Annotated in this window: 16 protein-coding genes and 1 pseudogene; 9 read left to right on the top strand and 8 right to left on the bottom strand. The window is 71.4% G+C overall.

All coding sequences use genetic code 11. The features are described from left to right. Positions 1-30 precede the first annotated feature (30 nt). Positions 31-1,494, bottom strand: coding sequence for an MFS transporter (locus tag M878_RS72945; protein ID WP_031225550.1), 1,464 nt, complete (start codon positions 1,492-1,494; stop codon positions 31-33). A gap of 209 nt (positions 1,495-1,703) precedes the next feature. Between M878_RS72945 and M878_RS72940 the strand changes: the two genes are divergently transcribed. The 5 genes from M878_RS72940 to M878_RS72920 all read left to right on the top strand — a co-directional run bounded on the left by M878_RS72940 (position 1,704) and on the right by M878_RS72920 (position 5,423). Next, a complete protein-coding gene (locus tag M878_RS72940; protein WP_023549541.1) occupies positions 1,704-2,027 on the top strand; it encodes a 2Fe-2S iron-sulfur cluster-binding protein in 324 nt (107 codons plus the stop codon). Next, positions 2,027-3,286 (top strand): NAD(P)/FAD-dependent oxidoreductase, encoded by a 1,260-nt coding sequence (locus M878_RS72935; RefSeq protein ID WP_023549540.1) that lies wholly within the window; start codon positions 2,027-2,029, stop codon positions 3,284-3,286. Before M878_RS72940 ends, M878_RS72935 begins: the two co-directional genes overlap by 1 nt. 71 nt (positions 3,287-3,357) lie before the next feature. Further along, on the top strand, positions 3,358-3,894 hold the full coding sequence (locus tag M878_RS72930) for a hypothetical protein (RefSeq protein WP_023549539.1): 537 nt from the start codon (positions 3,358-3,360) through the stop codon (positions 3,892-3,894). A gap of 73 nt (positions 3,895-3,967) precedes the next feature. Further along, positions 3,968-4,489 carry a hypothetical protein gene (locus M878_RS72925; protein ID WP_023549538.1) on the top strand — a complete coding sequence of 174 codons (522 nt, stop codon included), beginning with the start codon at positions 3,968-3,970 and terminating at the stop codon, positions 4,487-4,489. Positions 4,490-4,640: 151 nt separating this feature from the next. After that, positions 4,641-5,423 (top strand): VOC family protein, encoded by a 783-nt coding sequence (locus M878_RS72920; RefSeq protein ID WP_023549537.1) that lies wholly within the window; start codon positions 4,641-4,643, stop codon positions 5,421-5,423. 105 nt (positions 5,424-5,528) lie between these two features. Here the strand turns inward: M878_RS72920 and M878_RS72915 are convergent, their stop codons facing one another. The 3 genes from M878_RS72915 to M878_RS48575 all read right to left on the bottom strand — a co-directional run bounded on the left by M878_RS72915 (position 5,529) and on the right by M878_RS48575 (position 8,490). Next, on the bottom strand, positions 5,529-6,752 hold the full coding sequence (locus M878_RS72915) for a cytochrome P450 (protein ID WP_078630349.1): 1,224 nt from the start codon (positions 6,750-6,752) through the stop codon (positions 5,529-5,531). 97 nt (positions 6,753-6,849) lie between these two features. Continuing rightward, positions 6,850-7,974, bottom strand: a complete 1,125-nt coding sequence (locus M878_RS72910) for an acyl-CoA dehydrogenase family protein (protein ID WP_023549535.1) — start codon at positions 7,972-7,974, stop codon at positions 6,850-6,852. A 30-nt stretch (positions 7,975-8,004) separates the two neighbouring features. Continuing rightward, complete coding sequence (locus M878_RS48575; RefSeq protein WP_023549534.1) at positions 8,005-8,490, bottom strand: SRPBCC domain-containing protein; 486 nt, start codon at positions 8,488-8,490, stop codon at positions 8,005-8,007. A 183-nt stretch (positions 8,491-8,673) separates the two neighbouring features. On the opposite strand from M878_RS48575, the gene M878_RS72905 reads away from it, so the two are divergent. The 3 genes from M878_RS72905 to M878_RS72900 are packed head-to-tail and all read left to right on the top strand — an operon-like array spanning position 8,674 to position 10,962. Continuing rightward, complete coding sequence (locus M878_RS72905; RefSeq protein ID WP_023549533.1) at positions 8,674-9,459, top strand: SDR family NAD(P)-dependent oxidoreductase; 786 nt, start codon at positions 8,674-8,676, stop codon at positions 9,457-9,459. Positions 9,460-9,487: 28 nt separating this feature from the next. Beyond that, positions 9,488-10,048 (top strand): flavin reductase family protein, encoded by a 561-nt coding sequence (locus M878_RS48570; RefSeq protein ID WP_023549532.1) that lies wholly within the window; start codon positions 9,488-9,490, stop codon positions 10,046-10,048. Further along, positions 10,045-10,962 (top strand): MBL fold metallo-hydrolase, encoded by a 918-nt coding sequence (locus M878_RS72900; RefSeq protein WP_023549531.1) that lies wholly within the window; start codon positions 10,045-10,047, stop codon positions 10,960-10,962. The genes M878_RS48570 and M878_RS72900 overlap by 4 nt, the downstream gene beginning before the upstream one ends. An 80-nt stretch (positions 10,963-11,042) precedes the next feature. Here M878_RS72900 and M878_RS72895 read toward each other — a convergent pair whose 3' ends face one another. Further along, the gene (locus M878_RS72895; RefSeq protein WP_023549530.1) at positions 11,043-11,507 is read right to left on the bottom strand and encodes a nuclear transport factor 2 family protein; all 465 of its coding nucleotides are present in this window, start codon (positions 11,505-11,507) and stop codon (positions 11,043-11,045) included. A 113-nt stretch (positions 11,508-11,620) separates the two neighbouring features. On the opposite strand from M878_RS72895, the gene M878_RS72890 reads away from it, so the two are divergent. Beyond that, complete coding sequence (locus M878_RS72890) at positions 11,621-12,109, top strand: glutathione peroxidase (protein WP_023549529.1); 489 nt, start codon at positions 11,621-11,623, stop codon at positions 12,107-12,109. Between the two features lie 242 nt (positions 12,110-12,351). On the opposite strand, the gene M878_RS72885 is transcribed toward M878_RS72890, so the two are convergent. From M878_RS72885 to M878_RS000000101900, 3 genes and pseudogenes are all read right to left on the bottom strand, one after another. Next, positions 12,352-12,543 (bottom strand): DUF397 domain-containing protein, encoded by a 192-nt coding sequence (locus tag M878_RS72885; RefSeq protein WP_023549528.1) that lies wholly within the window; start codon positions 12,541-12,543, stop codon positions 12,352-12,354. 189 nt (positions 12,544-12,732) lie between these two features. Continuing rightward, positions 12,733-13,590: a helix-turn-helix domain-containing protein gene (locus M878_RS72880; protein ID WP_023549527.1), complete on the bottom strand. Its 858-nt coding sequence runs from the start codon at positions 13,588-13,590 to the stop codon at positions 12,733-12,735. Between the two features lie 274 nt (positions 13,591-13,864). After that, positions 13,865-13,974: pseudogene (locus M878_RS000000101900) on the bottom strand (GOLPH3/VPS74 family protein); the annotation flags it as partial.

The following is a 13,974-nucleotide window of genomic DNA, read 5'->3' as shown; positions in this document are numbered from 1 at the left end:
AGTGCCGCGATGGAGGTGCCGCGCCCCCTCTCACCCGCGCTCGCGCTTGTCCCTCCCCCGTCCCCGCCCCGGCACCGCCAGCGCGGCGAGGAGGCTGATGGCGGCGAAGGCGGCGGCGCCGGTCAGGGCGAGGTCGTAGCCGGAGGCGAGGGCGTGGGCGGAGGGCACCGGGCCGGGGGACGAGGCCTGGTCGATGCGGTGCGCCGACAGCGCGGCCAGCGTCACCAGGCCGAGGGCGCTGCCGAGCTGGCGTGTGGTGTTGAGCAGCCCGGAGCCCAGGCCCGCCTGGTGGGCGGGCAGACCGGCGGTGGCGGCGTTCGTCGTCGCGTTGAGCACGGCGCCCATGCCGAAGCCGAGCAGCAGGACGGGACCCAGGAGGTCCACGGCATACCCGGCGTCCGCGTCCGCCCGGGCCAGCCACAGCAGGCCCAGGCAGGACAGTGTCAGCCCGGTCAGCAGGACGGGCCGCGGCCCGGTGCGCGGGACGAGTGCGGAGACACCCCAGCCGCCGAGCGCGATGCCCACGGACAGCGGCAGGTAGCTCAGGCCGGTGCGTACGGGGCTGTAGCCGAGGACCTGCTGGAGCAGCAGCGTGAAGAAGTAGAAGGTGCTGAACAGTGCCGCGACGCCGAAGAAGGCGACCAGGTTGGCAGCGGCCACCGAGCGGATGCGGAAGACGTCGAGCGGCACCAGCGGATGCCGGGCGAACCGCGCCTGGATCAGCACGAACAGCGCGAGCAGCGCGGCCCCGCCGACGAGCGGGGTGAGGACCGCCGCGGACGTCCAGCCGTAGGTGTGTGCCTCGGCGACCGCGCAGACCAGCGCCATCAGGCCGAACGTGACGGTGACGGCACCGGGGATGTCCAGGCGGGGACGCGGCCCGTCGCGGTGCCGTCCCGGCGGAACGACCCAGCGGACGGTCGCGAACAGGACCAGTCCGATGGGCACGTTGATCAGCAGAGTCCAGCGCCAGGACAGCCACTCGGTGATCGCGCCGCCGGCCAGCACTCCGACCGCCCCCGCCGCCCCCGACACCCCGCTCCACCAGCCGAAGGCCTTCGCCCGTGCCTCGGGCCGGGTGAACGTCGTACCGAGCACGGTCAGCGTGGCGGGCGCCATGACGGCGGCGCCCAGGCCCTGGAAGGCGCGAGCCAGGATCAGCGTCGCGGGGCTGTCGGCCAGTCCGCCGACGGCGCTGGCGAGCGTGAACAGACCGACGCCGGCCAGGAAGATCCTGCGCTGCCCGAACAGGTCGGCGAGCCTGCCGCCGAGCAGCAGGAAGCCGCACACGACGACGGTGTAGGCGTTGTTGACCAGCTGCAGGTGGTGCCGGTCGAAGTGCAGGTCCCCGGCGATGGCGGGCAGCGCCACATTGACCACCGAGGCGTCGAGGACGTTCATGAACTGGCCCAGGCAGCAGGCGGCGAGGACGAGCCCGAGCCGCGGCCCGGTGCCGACGGGCGCCGCGGCGGGCCGCACGGTCGAAGCGGTCATGCGGGCACGCTGCGCCCGCGCGGTCGACGGCCGATCGCGGCCGGGTCGAGCGCACGGATCCGGCCAACCGCCTAAAGGTGCGCTCAAGGGCGTCTCAAGACCGGTCGCCCACAGTCCCTCTCCGTACGTGAGCGGGGCGGATCCGCTGCCCGCGCAGACCGGATCCCGTACCACCGCAGGGCCGGACGACATTCCCCGAGGAGAGCGCCATGGCCAAGATCACCTATCTGCATCCCAACGGCACCGCCACCGTCGTCGACGTCCAGGCGCCCAACACGGTCATGCGCGGCGCGAAGCTCAACAACATCGACGGCATCGAGGCGCAGTGCGGCGGCTCCGCGCAGTGCGGCACCTGCCACGTCTACGTCGACGAGCAGAGCACCGTGCCGCTGCCGCCGATGGACTCCGTCGAGGACGACGTGCTGTACGGCACGGCCTGCCCCCGCCGGGAATCCAGCCGGCTCAGCTGCCAGCTGCCGGTCACCGAGGAGCTGGACGGGCTCGTGGTGCACCTGCCCGAGGCGCAGAGCTGATGGCCGCCCGGGGGGTCGTCGTCATCGGCGCCGGACAGGGCGGCCTGGACACGGTGGCCACGCTGCGCGCCAAGGGCTACGGCGGACCGGTCACCCTGGTCGGCGAGGAGCCGGTGCTTCCGTACCAGCGGCCGCCGCTGTCCAAGGGCTTTCTCACCGGCGCCACCGGCCATGACGAACTGACGCTGCGCACCGAGTCGTTCTTCGCCGCGCAGGACATCGCCGTCGTCCGCGGTGACCGTGCGGAGCGCATCGAGCTGGACGTGCAGCGGGTCCGGCTGGCCTCGGGCGGCACGCTCCGCTACGACAAGCTGGTCCTCGCCACCGGTTCCCGGCCGCGCACCCTGCCGGTGCCCGGCATGGACCTGTCCGGTGTGCTGACACTGCGCTCGCTCGCCGACGCGGAGGCGCTGCGCGGCCTGCTCTCCGGCCCCCCGCGCCAGGTCGTCGTGCTCGGCGCCGGGTTCGTCGGACTGGAGACGGCCGCCACCGCACGCGGTCTGGGCCACGACGTCACGGTGGTGGAGGCGCAGCGGCGCGTCCTCGCCCGCGCGCTCACCCCGCAGATGTCCGACTGGCTGGCCGGCCGGCACCGGCGGCAGGGAGTCGGGCTGCTGCTCGGCGCCGAGGTCACGGCCCTGCACGGGACACCCGCGGGCGAGGTCGCGGCGGTACAGCTGCTGGACGGCCGTCGGCTGCCCGCGGACCTCGTGATCGTGGGCGTCGGCGCCCTGCCCGAGACCCGGCTCGCCACCGAGGCCGGGCTTCTCGTCGGTGACGGCGTCATCGTCGACCAGTGGCTGCGCACGGACGACCGGTCCGTCTACGCCATCGGCGACTGCGCCCGTTTCCCCAGCGCCGCCCATGGGCGCCACATTCGCCTGGAGTCGGTGCAGAACGCATCGGACCAGGCCCGGTGCGTGGCCGCCGCGATCTGCGGCGAGTCCGCGCCGTACACCGCGGTCCCCTGGTTCTGGTCCGAGCAGTACGCGCTGCGGCTGCAGATGGCCGGACTGACCGCGGGGCACGACGAGACGGTGACCGTCGGCGATCCCGACGGGGCCCGTTTCTCCGTGCTCTGTTTCCGCCAGGGCCGGCTGACCGGCGCCGAGTCGGTCGGCAGGCCCGCGGACCACGCCATCGCCCGCCGCCTGCTGTCGTCGGGCACCGGTCCCTCCCCCGCCGAGGCGCGCACCCCGGGCTTCGACCTCAAGTCCTTCGTCATCAAGCCGAGTTCACCGGCCCCGGCCCACGCATGACCCCACCCACCGACCAGAGCACCAGCAACCGGCACCAGCACCAGCACCAGCACGAGAGAGGCTGTCCCCACATGTCCGAGACCAGATCGACCGAAGCCAGCCGCACCCGCCGCACCCCGCGTTCCCGGCGCGCCCTCCTGGCGGGACTGACCGTGTCCGCCGCGATCGCCGGGACGCTGACCCTGTCGGCCGCGCCGAGCGGCGCGGCGCCCCGCACCGACTCCCTGGTCGGCACCTGGGACCTCACCGTCTCCGTCACCAAGCCGGACGGCAGCGCGGCGGTCACCACGCCGCGCTTCGTCTTCGCCCCGGACCACCGGCTGTCGGCGGAAGGCCCGAAGGACAGCAACGGCGTGCCCGCCTACGTCGCCCACGGGTTCTGGAACGAGGACGACCACGGCGACATAGCGATGTACATCAGCCACAGCGGCCGTCCGGACGGCGCCTACCTCGGTGCCGTACAGGCCGAGCACCTCGGGCGCCTCAGCCACCACGACACCCGATTCAGCACCCACGCCTACGCGTTCACCACCCAGCAGGACGGCACCACGCAGGGCCCGATCTCGGTCAGCTCCACGGCCGTCAAGGTGTCCGACGCCACCCAGTGACCCGCGCCGCGCAGGCCGGCGCGGCAGACCCGCGTCAGACGACGCCCCCCCACGTCCGAGAGGTTCTCCCCCCATGTCTGACATCAGCACGATCGCTTCCGTGCGGCCCCGCCGCGGCACCCTGCGAGCCCTCGGCCTGTGGCTCGTCCTGGTGGCCGCGGTACTCACCGGGGCCGCCTCCACCGCGGCCGCCGACCAGGGTTCCCCGGCGGCGTCCCCGGTGGGCACCTGGACCACCGCCGTCACCATCGGCACCGGGCCGGACGCGGTGACCTCGACCTCGCACTTCACCTTCGCCGCCGACCACACGCTGACCACGGACGGCGCGCCCGGCCCGGACGGCAAGCCCCAGTACCCGGGGACCGGTTACTGGACCGCGCGGCCCGACGGTTCGTTCGCGTTCTCCATCACGCACGGCGGACCCGACGTGGCCGACGGCGGCGGCACCTACCCGGGCACGGTGTACGCGGTCCACCAGGGCCGGGTGAGCGGCGACACCTTCACCACGACCGCCGTCGCGTTCACCGTCGTCGAGAAGACCGGTGCCCGCCTCGGCCCGATCACGGTCAGCGCACGGGGCACCCGGGTGCCCTGATCCCCGCGCGGCCCACAGACCGCGGCCCGCGCCCGGCTCCTTCCCCTCGAGCCGGACGCGGGCCGTTCTCGTGCGCCGCTCCAGCGAACGTCCCTAGCCTGCTTCATGAACACGTCTGTGTACCCCCCCGCTGCAACGAAATGAGGCAGACATGACCGCATTCGCCGCCGGATCCCCGTGCTGGGTCGACGTCAGCGTCCCCGACCTGGACGCCGCGCGACGCTTCTACGGTGCGCTCCTCGGCTGGACCTTCGAGCCGGGTGACGAGCGGTTCGGCTTCTACACGCCGGCGCTGAAGGACGGCAAGAACGCCGCGGCCCTCGCGCCTGCGCAGGACGGCGCCCCCGCCGCCTGGAACCTGTACTTCGCCACTCCGGACGCGCAGGACCTGGCCGGGCGCATCGAGGAAGCCGGCGGCAAGATCGTGGTGGAGCCGACCGCGATCGGCGACGCCGGCACCCTGCTGGTGGCGACCGACCCGGGCGGGGCGCACTTCGGCGCCTGGCAGCCGGGCACACGCGCGGGATTCGACGTTCAGGGGGTGCCCGGCTCGTTCTTCTGGCCGGAGATCTACACCCGCGACAAGGACGCCGTCGACCCGTTCTACGAGTCCGTGTTCGGCTTCACCGGGCAGCAGATCTCCGAAGGCCCCTTCGACTTCAAGCTGTGGTTCCAGGAGGGCAACCCGCAGCCGGTCGCCGGACGGCTGCAGATGGGCGAGTTCATCCCCGCCGAGGTTCCCGCGCACGCCCTCGTCTACTTCTCGGTGGCCGACACCGACGAGACGGTGGCGAAGGTGCTGGAGCTCGGCGGCAGCGTGAGCCGTGAGCCGTCGGACAGCCCGTTCGGGCGCTCCGCCCTCGTCGCCGACGACCAGGGCGCGCGGTTCGCGGTGATGGGCCCGGTCAAGGACGCCGGCGCCGCCGCGAGCTGACCGGCCTCGGCCGAAGAGCCGGTCCCGGAACCCCTGGCAGGTTCCGGGACCGGCTCTTGTGCGCCGCCCTTCTGGGCGCTGACCTTCTGGGCGCTGGGACCCCGCTCAGTCCCCCCAGACCACCGGAAGACTGGTCAGCGTGTGGTTGATCTCGCCGACGTGCCACGGCAGTTCGGACTCGGGCACGGCCAGGCGCAGATCGGGGAAGCGGGACACCAGGCCTTCGATGGCGATCACCAGCTCCATGCGGCCCAGGTGCTTGCCCAGGCAGTAGTGCAGACCGTGCCCGAAGGAGATGTGCGGGTTGTGCTCGCGGGCCAGGTCGAGCCGGTCCGGGTCGGTGAAGACGGCCTCGTCCCGGTTGGCGGAGGCCAGGGCGAGCAGCACCGCGTCGCCCTTGCGGATGGTCACACCGCCGACCTCGATGTCCTCCGCCGCGATCCGCGGGAACCCGGAGGTGTCGGTGGCGAACAGGTTGACGTGCCGCAGGAGTTCCTCGACGGCCACGGGGATCCGGGAGTGGTCCTCGCGCAGCCACTGCCACTTGTCACGGGCGTCCACCAGCAGTGCCAGCACGGAGTTGGCGAGCTGGTTCGCGGTGGTGTCGAAGCCCGCGCCGATGAGTGTGAAGCCGAAGGTGACCAGCTCCTGCTCGCTCAGCCGGTCGTCGTTGTCGCGGGCCGCGATCAGCTCGGAGAGCATGTCGTCGGTGGGGTTGGCCCGCTTCTCGGCGATGAGGCCGACGATGTACTCGCTGAGCTTGGCGAGCCCGTCGAGGGACTCCTTGCCTCCTGCCCGCTCGTCGACGGTGGCGAAGGCGCGGGCCCACTTCTCGAAGGTACGCAGGTCCTCGGACGGTACGCCGAGCAGCTCACCGATGACGGTCAGCGGCAGCGGCACCGCGAACTCCTGCACCAGATCGGCGGTGCCACCGCGGGCCTTGATTCCGTCGAGCAGCTCGTCACAGACCTTCTGCACATTGTCCCGCATGCGCTCGATCCGGCGCATCGTGAAGGCGCCGGCCACCAGCTTGCGCAGCCTGGAGTGCTCGGGGGAGTCGAGGGAGATGATCATTTCGGGGGTGGTGTGCATGGTGCCGCCGATCCGGGGGGCGCCCTCGCCGCAGGCCAGGGCCCGGCTCAGCCGAGGGTCGGCGGACAGCTCCCGCACGTCCTGGTAGCGGGTCACCAGCCAGGCGTCCACCCCGCCCGCGGTGCGCACCTTGACCACCGGCCGGGTCTGGCGCAGCTCCGCGTAGCGCGGTGCCGGTCCCCGGTACGACGAACCGGGCAGGGGGTACACATCGGATTCCTGAAGGGCAGTCACCATGACTCCTTCGCTGTAGCCACCAAGGTCTCCACCACCGTAGGAACCGGTGATGGAGACCAAGTCGGCTGGAACTGGAGCCGGTCGGCGCCCGGCATCCTCAGGCGTCGGCGGGGCCGAGCAGCACCGTGGAGTAGTTCTTGCGGGCCGCGGTGTCGTACTGCAGGGCGACATGGCTGGTGGCCGAGGTGACGTCCCGCCAGGTCCGCTGCAGGGCGTGCGTCTCCCCGAGACCGCCGGTGCCGGTGGCGCGGATCAGCAACTCCAGTGCTTCCTGGAGGAGTTCGGCCGAGAAGGTGGCGTTGCGCTCGTTGCGTGCCATCAGCTCGGGTGTGAAGGCGCGCGTGTCGAGGACGTCGGCGTTCTGCTCGACGAGGTGCCGGGCCGCGTCGACGCGTCCGGAGGCCCGTACCAGCTTGGTCTCCGCGGTGACGGTGCGCTTGCGCCCCGTCAGCAGCCCGCCCGCCGCCTGCAGCGCGCCGGCCCCGGCACCCACCACGGGCGCGATGAAGGTCAGCCCGCCGACGGCCTGGAACGGCACGTTGTGGACGGGCACCTCGGACGTGGCGTTGCGCCCGCTGAGCATGTCGGCACGGGCGAACGACAGATGATCCGGTACGAGGACGTCGTCGACGGCGACCGTATGGCTGCCGGTGGCCCGCATACCGACGCTGTCCCAGGTCCGCTCGACGCTGAACGAGCCCTGGGGCAGCGCGAAGAACCGCAGCTCGGGCGAACCGTCGCCGTCGGCCGGGGCCACCGCGGCGCACAGCAGCGCCCAGTCGGCGAAGTCGATGCCGCTGACGTAGGCCCAGCGGCCCGTCAGCCGCCATCCGCCGTCGGCCGCCCGGGCCCGCCCGGCCGGCATGAGCCCCGTGGCGATGACCGTGTCCGGGCTCTCGCCCCACAGCGCCCGGTGTCCCTCGGCGGGCAGATGGGCGGCGAACCGCGCCGAGTACGCGGCCAGCGACGCGCACCACGCGGTGGCCGCACAGCCCTCGCCGACGGTGAGGACCGCGCGGGTCAGCTCACCGAACGTGCCCTCGCTGCCGCCCCACCGCCCGGCCACGAAGTGCCGGGCGAAGCCTGCCCCGGTCAGCGCCTCCGTCACCGCCGGGGCGAGAGCGCGCCGCCGGTCCGCCTCTGCGGCGTGCTCGGCCGCGAGCAGGCGCAGCTTGTCGGCGGCGGGGAGCAGTCCTGTTCCGTTGTCCGAGTCGTTTCCCATCCCTGTGACCTCCTGTCGTGACGAGACGGGTCAGACGCCGCGCGCGACGGCCTGCTCGAAGCGCTCCAGGGTCTCCCCCGGGCTCGGGCCGTCCAGGGCGCGGAAGATCCGCTCGGCGCCCTCGCCGTGCTTGTGCAGCTTGACGTGCGCGAGCGACACCTTGGTGTGCGTGGCGTCGACGGGCTCGAAGTCGACCTCGATCTCGCTGGCCCGCTCGTCGTCCGTGATGGACTGCCAGTTGCCGTCGATGCGCCAGGTCATGACGAGCCGTCGGCCCGGCTCCCACTCCAGGACCTTGCCCCAGGCGATCTCGGTGCCCTCCACGTCCCACTCGTAGTACCGGCCGCCGACACCCGGGTCGAAGGCGAGCCCGGCCCGCTCCTTCTTGACCAGCACGTGGGAGGGCGGCCACCAGGCCGCCGGCCGCTCGGTGAACACGCGGAAGCAGTCCTCGGGGCTGGCCTCGACGGTCACCGACTTCCGTACGTCGGGGATGGTCTGTGTCTGCTCGGGCACGGGTCCTCCTCATCAGGCGTCACATAGTTCCCGCTCACGCTGACGCATATGCCTCGACGTGTCCTCGATCCCCCCCTCGGGCGGGCCGGCCGCCGCGACGCTCCGGCCGGAGGCGAGCGGGGTCCTAGGCGACGCGGTCACGGTCGTCCCGTTCCGGGCCCCACGACCTCTTGGGAGAGCACGATGACAGAAGCGGGACGACGGGTTGCCTTCGTCACCGGCGCGACCAGCGGGATCGGGCTGGCCGTGACCGAACTGCTGGCCCGGCAGGGGACGGCGGTGTTCGGTGTGGCGCGCGCCGAGGAAAGCGTCACCGCGGTGGTGAAGCGGCTGCGCGAGGAGGGTCTGGAGGTCTCCGGCGCGGTCTGTGACGTCACCTCCAGCGAGCAGGTGAAGGCCGCCGTCGAGGCGGCGGTGGCCGCGTACGGGCGCATCGACATCCTGGTGAACAACGCGGGCCGGGGCGGCGGCGGCGTCACCGCCGAACTGCCGGACGCCCTGTGGCTCGATGTGATCGACACCAATCTGAACGGCACGTTCCGGGTGACCCGCGAGGTGCTCAGCACCGGACGGATGCGGGACGGCGACTGGGGCCGCATCATCAACATCGCCTCCACCGGCGGCAAACAGGGCGTCGAACTGGCCGCGCCCTACTCGGCCTCCAAGCACGGCGTCGTCGGCTTCACCAAGGCCGTGGGCAAGGAGCTGGCGCAGACCGGCATCACGGTGAACGCGGTGTGCCCCGGCTATGTCGAGACCCCGATGGCACAGCGGGTCCGCCAAGGCTACGCCGACCACTACGGCGTGAGCGAGCAGCAGATGCTTGAGAAGTTCAACGCGAAGATCCCGCTGGGCCGTTACTCCACCCCCGAGGAAGTGGCCGGCCTGGTCGGCTATCTCGCCTCGGACACGGCCGCCTCCATCACCGCCCAGGCGCTCAACGTCTGCGGCGGCCTGGGCAACTACTGATCCCGCTATGAGAGACGGAGCCTCCACGATGACCGACACCGGTGGCACGCTGCTCGCCGAACCCACTACCGACGTCGCCGCCTTCCGCGCCGCGATGGGCCGCTTCCCCACCGGGGTCACCCTGCTGACGCAGGGCAGCGGCGACGACACCATTGTCATGACCCTCAACAGCCTGACCTCGGTGTCCCTCGATCCGATGTTGCTGCTGGTCTCGGTCAAGGCGGACGGCCGGATGCGTCCGAAGATCGTGCGCGGCGGAGGCTTCGCCGTGAACGTGCTCAGCGAACTCCAGCGCGACCTCGCCCAGGAGTTCTGCCGCCCGGACCGCCCGGCGGGCCGGGCCGCGATGGCGCGCCTCGACGCCGTCGAGGGAGTGCTCGGCCATGCGGTGATCCCCTCGGCCGAGGCGTACTTCGAGTGCGAGCTGTACGACGAGCACGAGGCCGGTGACCACGTCCTGCTGATCGGCCGGATCGTGGCCGTGCACAACCGGCCCGGCGCGGCGCAGCCGCTGGTCTTCCACCGCGGCACCTACGCGCACGTCACCGCTGCCGCTCCCGCCTCGGTGGACCGGGGCCGGGCGGCATGAGCGCTCCGGTCCAGGCGCCGCCGTCGCTCGAACAGGTGGCGGAGGGGGTGTACGCGTATGTGCAGCCCGGCGGCGGATGGTGCGTGAACAACGCGGGTCTGGTGGTCGGCGAGGACTTCGCGGTCCTCGTCGACACGGCGGCCACCGAGGCCCGTACCCGGCGGCTGCGCGAGGCCGTCGAGCAGGTCGTGCCCGACGGGGTGGACTTCGTGGTCAACACCCACTTCCACGGCGATCACACCTTCGGCAACGGCCAGTTCACACCCCGGGCGCTGGTCGTCGCCCACGCCGGGACCCGGGCGGACAGCGCGGAGGCGGGTCTGCATCTGCGGGAGCTGTGGCCGCAGGTGGAGTGGGGCGAGACACCGCTCGCCCTGCCGTCGCTCACCTTCCAGGACACGCTGACGCTGCACACGGGCGGCTCGCGGGCCGAGCTGCTCCATGTGGGCCCCGCGCACACCGCGAACGACGTGGTCGTGTGGGTCCCCGAGCGGGCGGTGCTGTTCACCGGCGACGTCGTGTGGTCGGGTGTCACCCCGTATGTCCTGATGGGGTCGGTCACCGGTTCGCTCCAGGCCCTGCGGCGGCTGCGAGCGCTTGGCCCGCGCACCGTGGTCCCGGGCCACGGACCGGTCGGCGGACCGGAGTTGCTGGACTTCACCGAGGCGTATCTACGGCTGCTGGAGCGCCTGGCCGCGGACGGCCTGCGGGACGGTCTGACCCCGCTGCAGGCCGCGGAGCGCGCTCACCTCGGCGAGTTCGCCGGCCTGGTGGACGCCGAGCGTCTGGTGGGCAATCTGCACCGCGCCTACGCCGAGCAGCAGGGCCTGCCCCCGGGCGCCCGGCTCGACGTCGTGGCGTCCTTCAAGGAGATGGTCGCCTTCCACGGCGGCCTGCCCGCCTGCCACGCCTGATCCACCCAGAACACCCCAGAACACGGGGATGCGCCGGACGATGTACGACCGTCCGGCGCATCCCCGCTTCTCGTCCGGGCTCAGCCGGTGTGCACGGGCGGCTCCACCGGGGTGTCGCGGTGGATCACCCGGCGCCTGGTGTAGAGCGCGCCCTCGCGGCGCACCAGCTCGTCCTCGACGGTGAAGGTCGGCTCGAAGGCGACGTTGCCCTCGCGGTCGGTCTGGGTGACGAGCGAGTAGTACGACACGTGCAGGGTGTCCTCGTCGACCGGGTCCGGCTCGATCAGCACGTGGTCGAACCAGTGCCGTACCGCGATGTCGCGGTAGCGCGGCAGCGCGGCCCGCATCCCCGCGAGCATCTCCTCCCGCCCGCGCTGTACGTGCCCGCCCGCGTGCACGACCTCCCCGTCCTCGGTGAACGTGGCGGCGAACCCCTCGATGTCCAGCGCGTCCACCCGGCGCATCTGCCATGCGTAGAACGTCCGGACCTCGGCGTAGACCTCCCCGGAGACCTTCGCATACGTATTCCTGACCGCCTGGGACACGGCGTCTCCCCTCGCTGACAACGGCCACCCGGCTCCGGCGGCCCGACTACCCCCACGCTGCCCGGTCCCGCTCCAGGCCCACTGGAGGCCCGGTGGTCGCTTAGCATCCAGGCATGACCAACGTGCTGAATGTCGAAATCGACGCCCTCACCGGCGGCCCCGCGAACCTTCCCCAATACGCGGGCAAGGCCGTGCTGATCGTGAACGTGGCCTCCAAGTGCGGCCTGACCCCCCAGTACACCGGCCTGGAGAAGCTCCAGGAGCGGTACGCCGCGCAGGGCTTCACCGTGCTCGGCGTGCCCTGCAACCAGTTCCTCGGGCAGGAGCCCGGCTCCGCCGAGGAGATCGCCGAGTTCTGCTCGGCGACGTACGGCGTGTCCTTCCCGCTCACCGAGAAGATCGAGGTGAACGGTCAGGGGCGGCACCCGCTGTACGAGCGGCTCGTCGGGTTCGCCGACGGCGAGGGGCACAGCGGTGACATCCGCTGGAACTTCGAGAAGTTCCTGATCGGCCGGGACGGCACGGTCGTGGCCCGGTTCTCGCCGCAGACCGAGCCGGAGTCCGCCGAGGTCGTGGCGGCCATCGAGGGCCAGCTGGCCTGAGCGGCGCTGGCGGACGAGCTGCCGACGTGGATCGGCGCGGGAGGTTTTGCGCCCCTTCAGGTCGGCCGACGTGACCGGTGTCGAGAGGCGACGTCAGAGCAGGCGTCGCGGACCGGGACGGTGACCCACCGCACGGCCGAGCCCCCTCGGCAAGGACGGCGACTGGTCGAGAGGGCTCTGGTGGTGCTTGTGAAGTTGTGTTCGTCGGGGGTTCTTTACGGACGAAGGTCAGGGAGAACCCCCTAGGCCTTGACCGAGGTGACGAAGGCGTTCCACGCGTCGGCGGGGAAGGCCAGGATCGGGCCCTCGGTGACCTTGGAGTCCCGGACGGCGAGTTCGGCGGCGGTGGGCGACTTGACCTCGACGCAGGCGCCGTTGCCCGCGGAATAGGAGGACTTCATCCACGTCTCCGAAGCGCCCTGAATCAGTGCCATGTCCACTCCTGTTGCGAGTTGCGGTAGTGCGGTTCACGCCAACCTTGTCGTCTGATTGGCGTGATCGACGCTACCTGGCAACTGCCTCTGCTGGAGTAGTCGTTCACTCAACCGGATGGCATATTCCGGAGGAGCCTTCCACTGAGAGGGACCGACGGTGTAAGATCCGGCGCCCTCTGTGACAGGAGCTCATTCCGCGTAGTCCTTGGCCACCTTCGCAATGAATTGCCGGGATTGCTCCACATTCAGGGACTGTGCCCGCAGATGCTCGTACATCACGGCGTACTTCTGTACGTCCTGGGCCTTCTCCAGGTACAGATCGCTGGTGACCCCCTCCAGGTACACCACGCTGGAGTCGGCCGCGTCGGTGAACTCCAGGATCGCGTACTGGCCGTTGAGCCCCGGATGCGCGCCCACCTCGAACGGCAGCACCTGCACGGTGACATGCGGCAGCTGGGACATCTCGATGAGATGGTCCAGCTGTTCGCGCATCACCAGCTTGCTGCCGACGACCCGGCGCAGCGCCGCCTCGTCGAGCACCACCCACAGCCGCAGCGGGTTGTTCTCGGCGGTGATACGTTCCTGTCGGCGCATGCGCACCTGCACACGCTTCTCGATCTCGTTCGTCGACGTCTCCGGCAGCGCGCCCTGCACCAGGGCCTCCGCATAGGCGTGGGTCTGCAACAGACCGGTCACCAGCTGGGGTTCGTACACCCGCAGCGACTCGGCGTCGGTCTCCAGCCCGATGTACACGCTGTAAGGGATGTCCCCGAAGGTGTGCCACCACCCCTGCTGCCTCGAATCGCGGGCCATCTCCATCAGCGAGTCGACGATCCGCTGATCCTCGACCTCGTAGACGCCACACAGATCGCGCACATCGCGCTGGCTGATACTTCTGCGGCCGTTCTCCAGCCGGCTGATCTTCGACTGCGACACGAGCAGCCGCTCCGCCACCTCTTCGGCCGTCATGCCCTTGAGCTCGCGGAGCCTGCGCAGCTCCTGGCCCAGCCGGCGTCGCCTGACGGTGGGATTGACATTGGACGCCACGGGACGTGCACCTCCGGCTGACTGCCTGTTGCTTAACACTTTCCGTATCTGCTGTTGAGCAGACTGCCACCAAGGTGCTTTCTACCGCTGGGAAATGGTGGATATGCGGCGCGTACGCGTCAGTTCGCCACGGGACGCCACCCGATGGGGTGCCGTGGACGCAGTCGAGCGGGACGGCGAGACCACAGGGATCTCACCGCCCCGCTCTGACCAGCGGCTCCCGAACCGGGTCGTGGGGACCTGGGTCAAGGGCCCGTCGGACCGGCCCTACGACTCAGTGGGCTACGGCGCGTGCCATGGATCCACGGCGCGGCTGCATCGGAACCCCGCGTGCGGGTTCCGCCGCGGACCGGGCGGCGGCCGCGCCCTGCCGGCCGGTGGCGG

The sequence above is a fragment of the Streptomyces roseochromogenus subsp. oscitans DS 12.976 genome (assembly GCF_000497445.1).
GTDB lineage: Bacteria > Actinomycetota > Actinomycetes > Streptomycetales > Streptomycetaceae > Streptomyces > Streptomyces oscitans.
This window is presented reverse-complemented; position numbering and strand designations above follow the sequence as displayed.

Coding starts and splice junctions, on each gene's coding strand:
- M878_RS72945 (WP_031225550.1), bottom strand. CDS start 1,494: ATGACCGCTTCGACCGTGCGGCCCGCCGCGGCGCCCGTCGGCACCGGG.
- M878_RS72925 (WP_023549538.1), top strand. CDS start 3,968: ATGTCTGACATCAGCACGATCGCTTCCGTGCGGCCCCGCCGCGGCACC.
- M878_RS72935 (WP_023549540.1), top strand. CDS start 2,027: ATGGCCGCCCGGGGGGTCGTCGTCATCGGCGCCGGACAGGGCGGCCTG.
- M878_RS72885 (WP_023549528.1), bottom strand. CDS start 12,543: ATGGCACTGATTCAGGGCGCTTCGGAGACGTGGATGAAGTCCTCCTAT.
- M878_RS72940 (WP_023549541.1), top strand. CDS start 1,704: ATGGCCAAGATCACCTATCTGCATCCCAACGGCACCGCCACCGTCGTC.
- M878_RS72920 (WP_023549537.1), top strand. CDS start 4,641: ATGACCGCATTCGCCGCCGGATCCCCGTGCTGGGTCGACGTCAGCGTC.
- M878_RS72905 (WP_023549533.1), top strand. CDS start 8,674: ATGACAGAAGCGGGACGACGGGTTGCCTTCGTCACCGGCGCGACCAGC.
- M878_RS72910 (WP_023549535.1), bottom strand. CDS start 7,974: ATGGGAAACGACTCGGACAACGGAACAGGACTGCTCCCCGCCGCCGAC.
- M878_RS72930 (WP_023549539.1), top strand. CDS start 3,358: ATGTCCGAGACCAGATCGACCGAAGCCAGCCGCACCCGCCGCACCCCG.
- M878_RS72890 (WP_023549529.1), top strand. CDS start 11,621: ATGACCAACGTGCTGAATGTCGAAATCGACGCCCTCACCGGCGGCCCC.
- M878_RS48570 (WP_023549532.1), top strand. CDS start 9,488: ATGACCGACACCGGTGGCACGCTGCTCGCCGAACCCACTACCGACGTC.
- M878_RS72915 (WP_078630349.1), bottom strand. CDS start 6,752: ATGGTGACTGCCCTTCAGGAATCCGATGTGTACCCCCTGCCCGGTTCG.
- M878_RS72900 (WP_023549531.1), top strand. CDS start 10,045: ATGAGCGCTCCGGTCCAGGCGCCGCCGTCGCTCGAACAGGTGGCGGAG.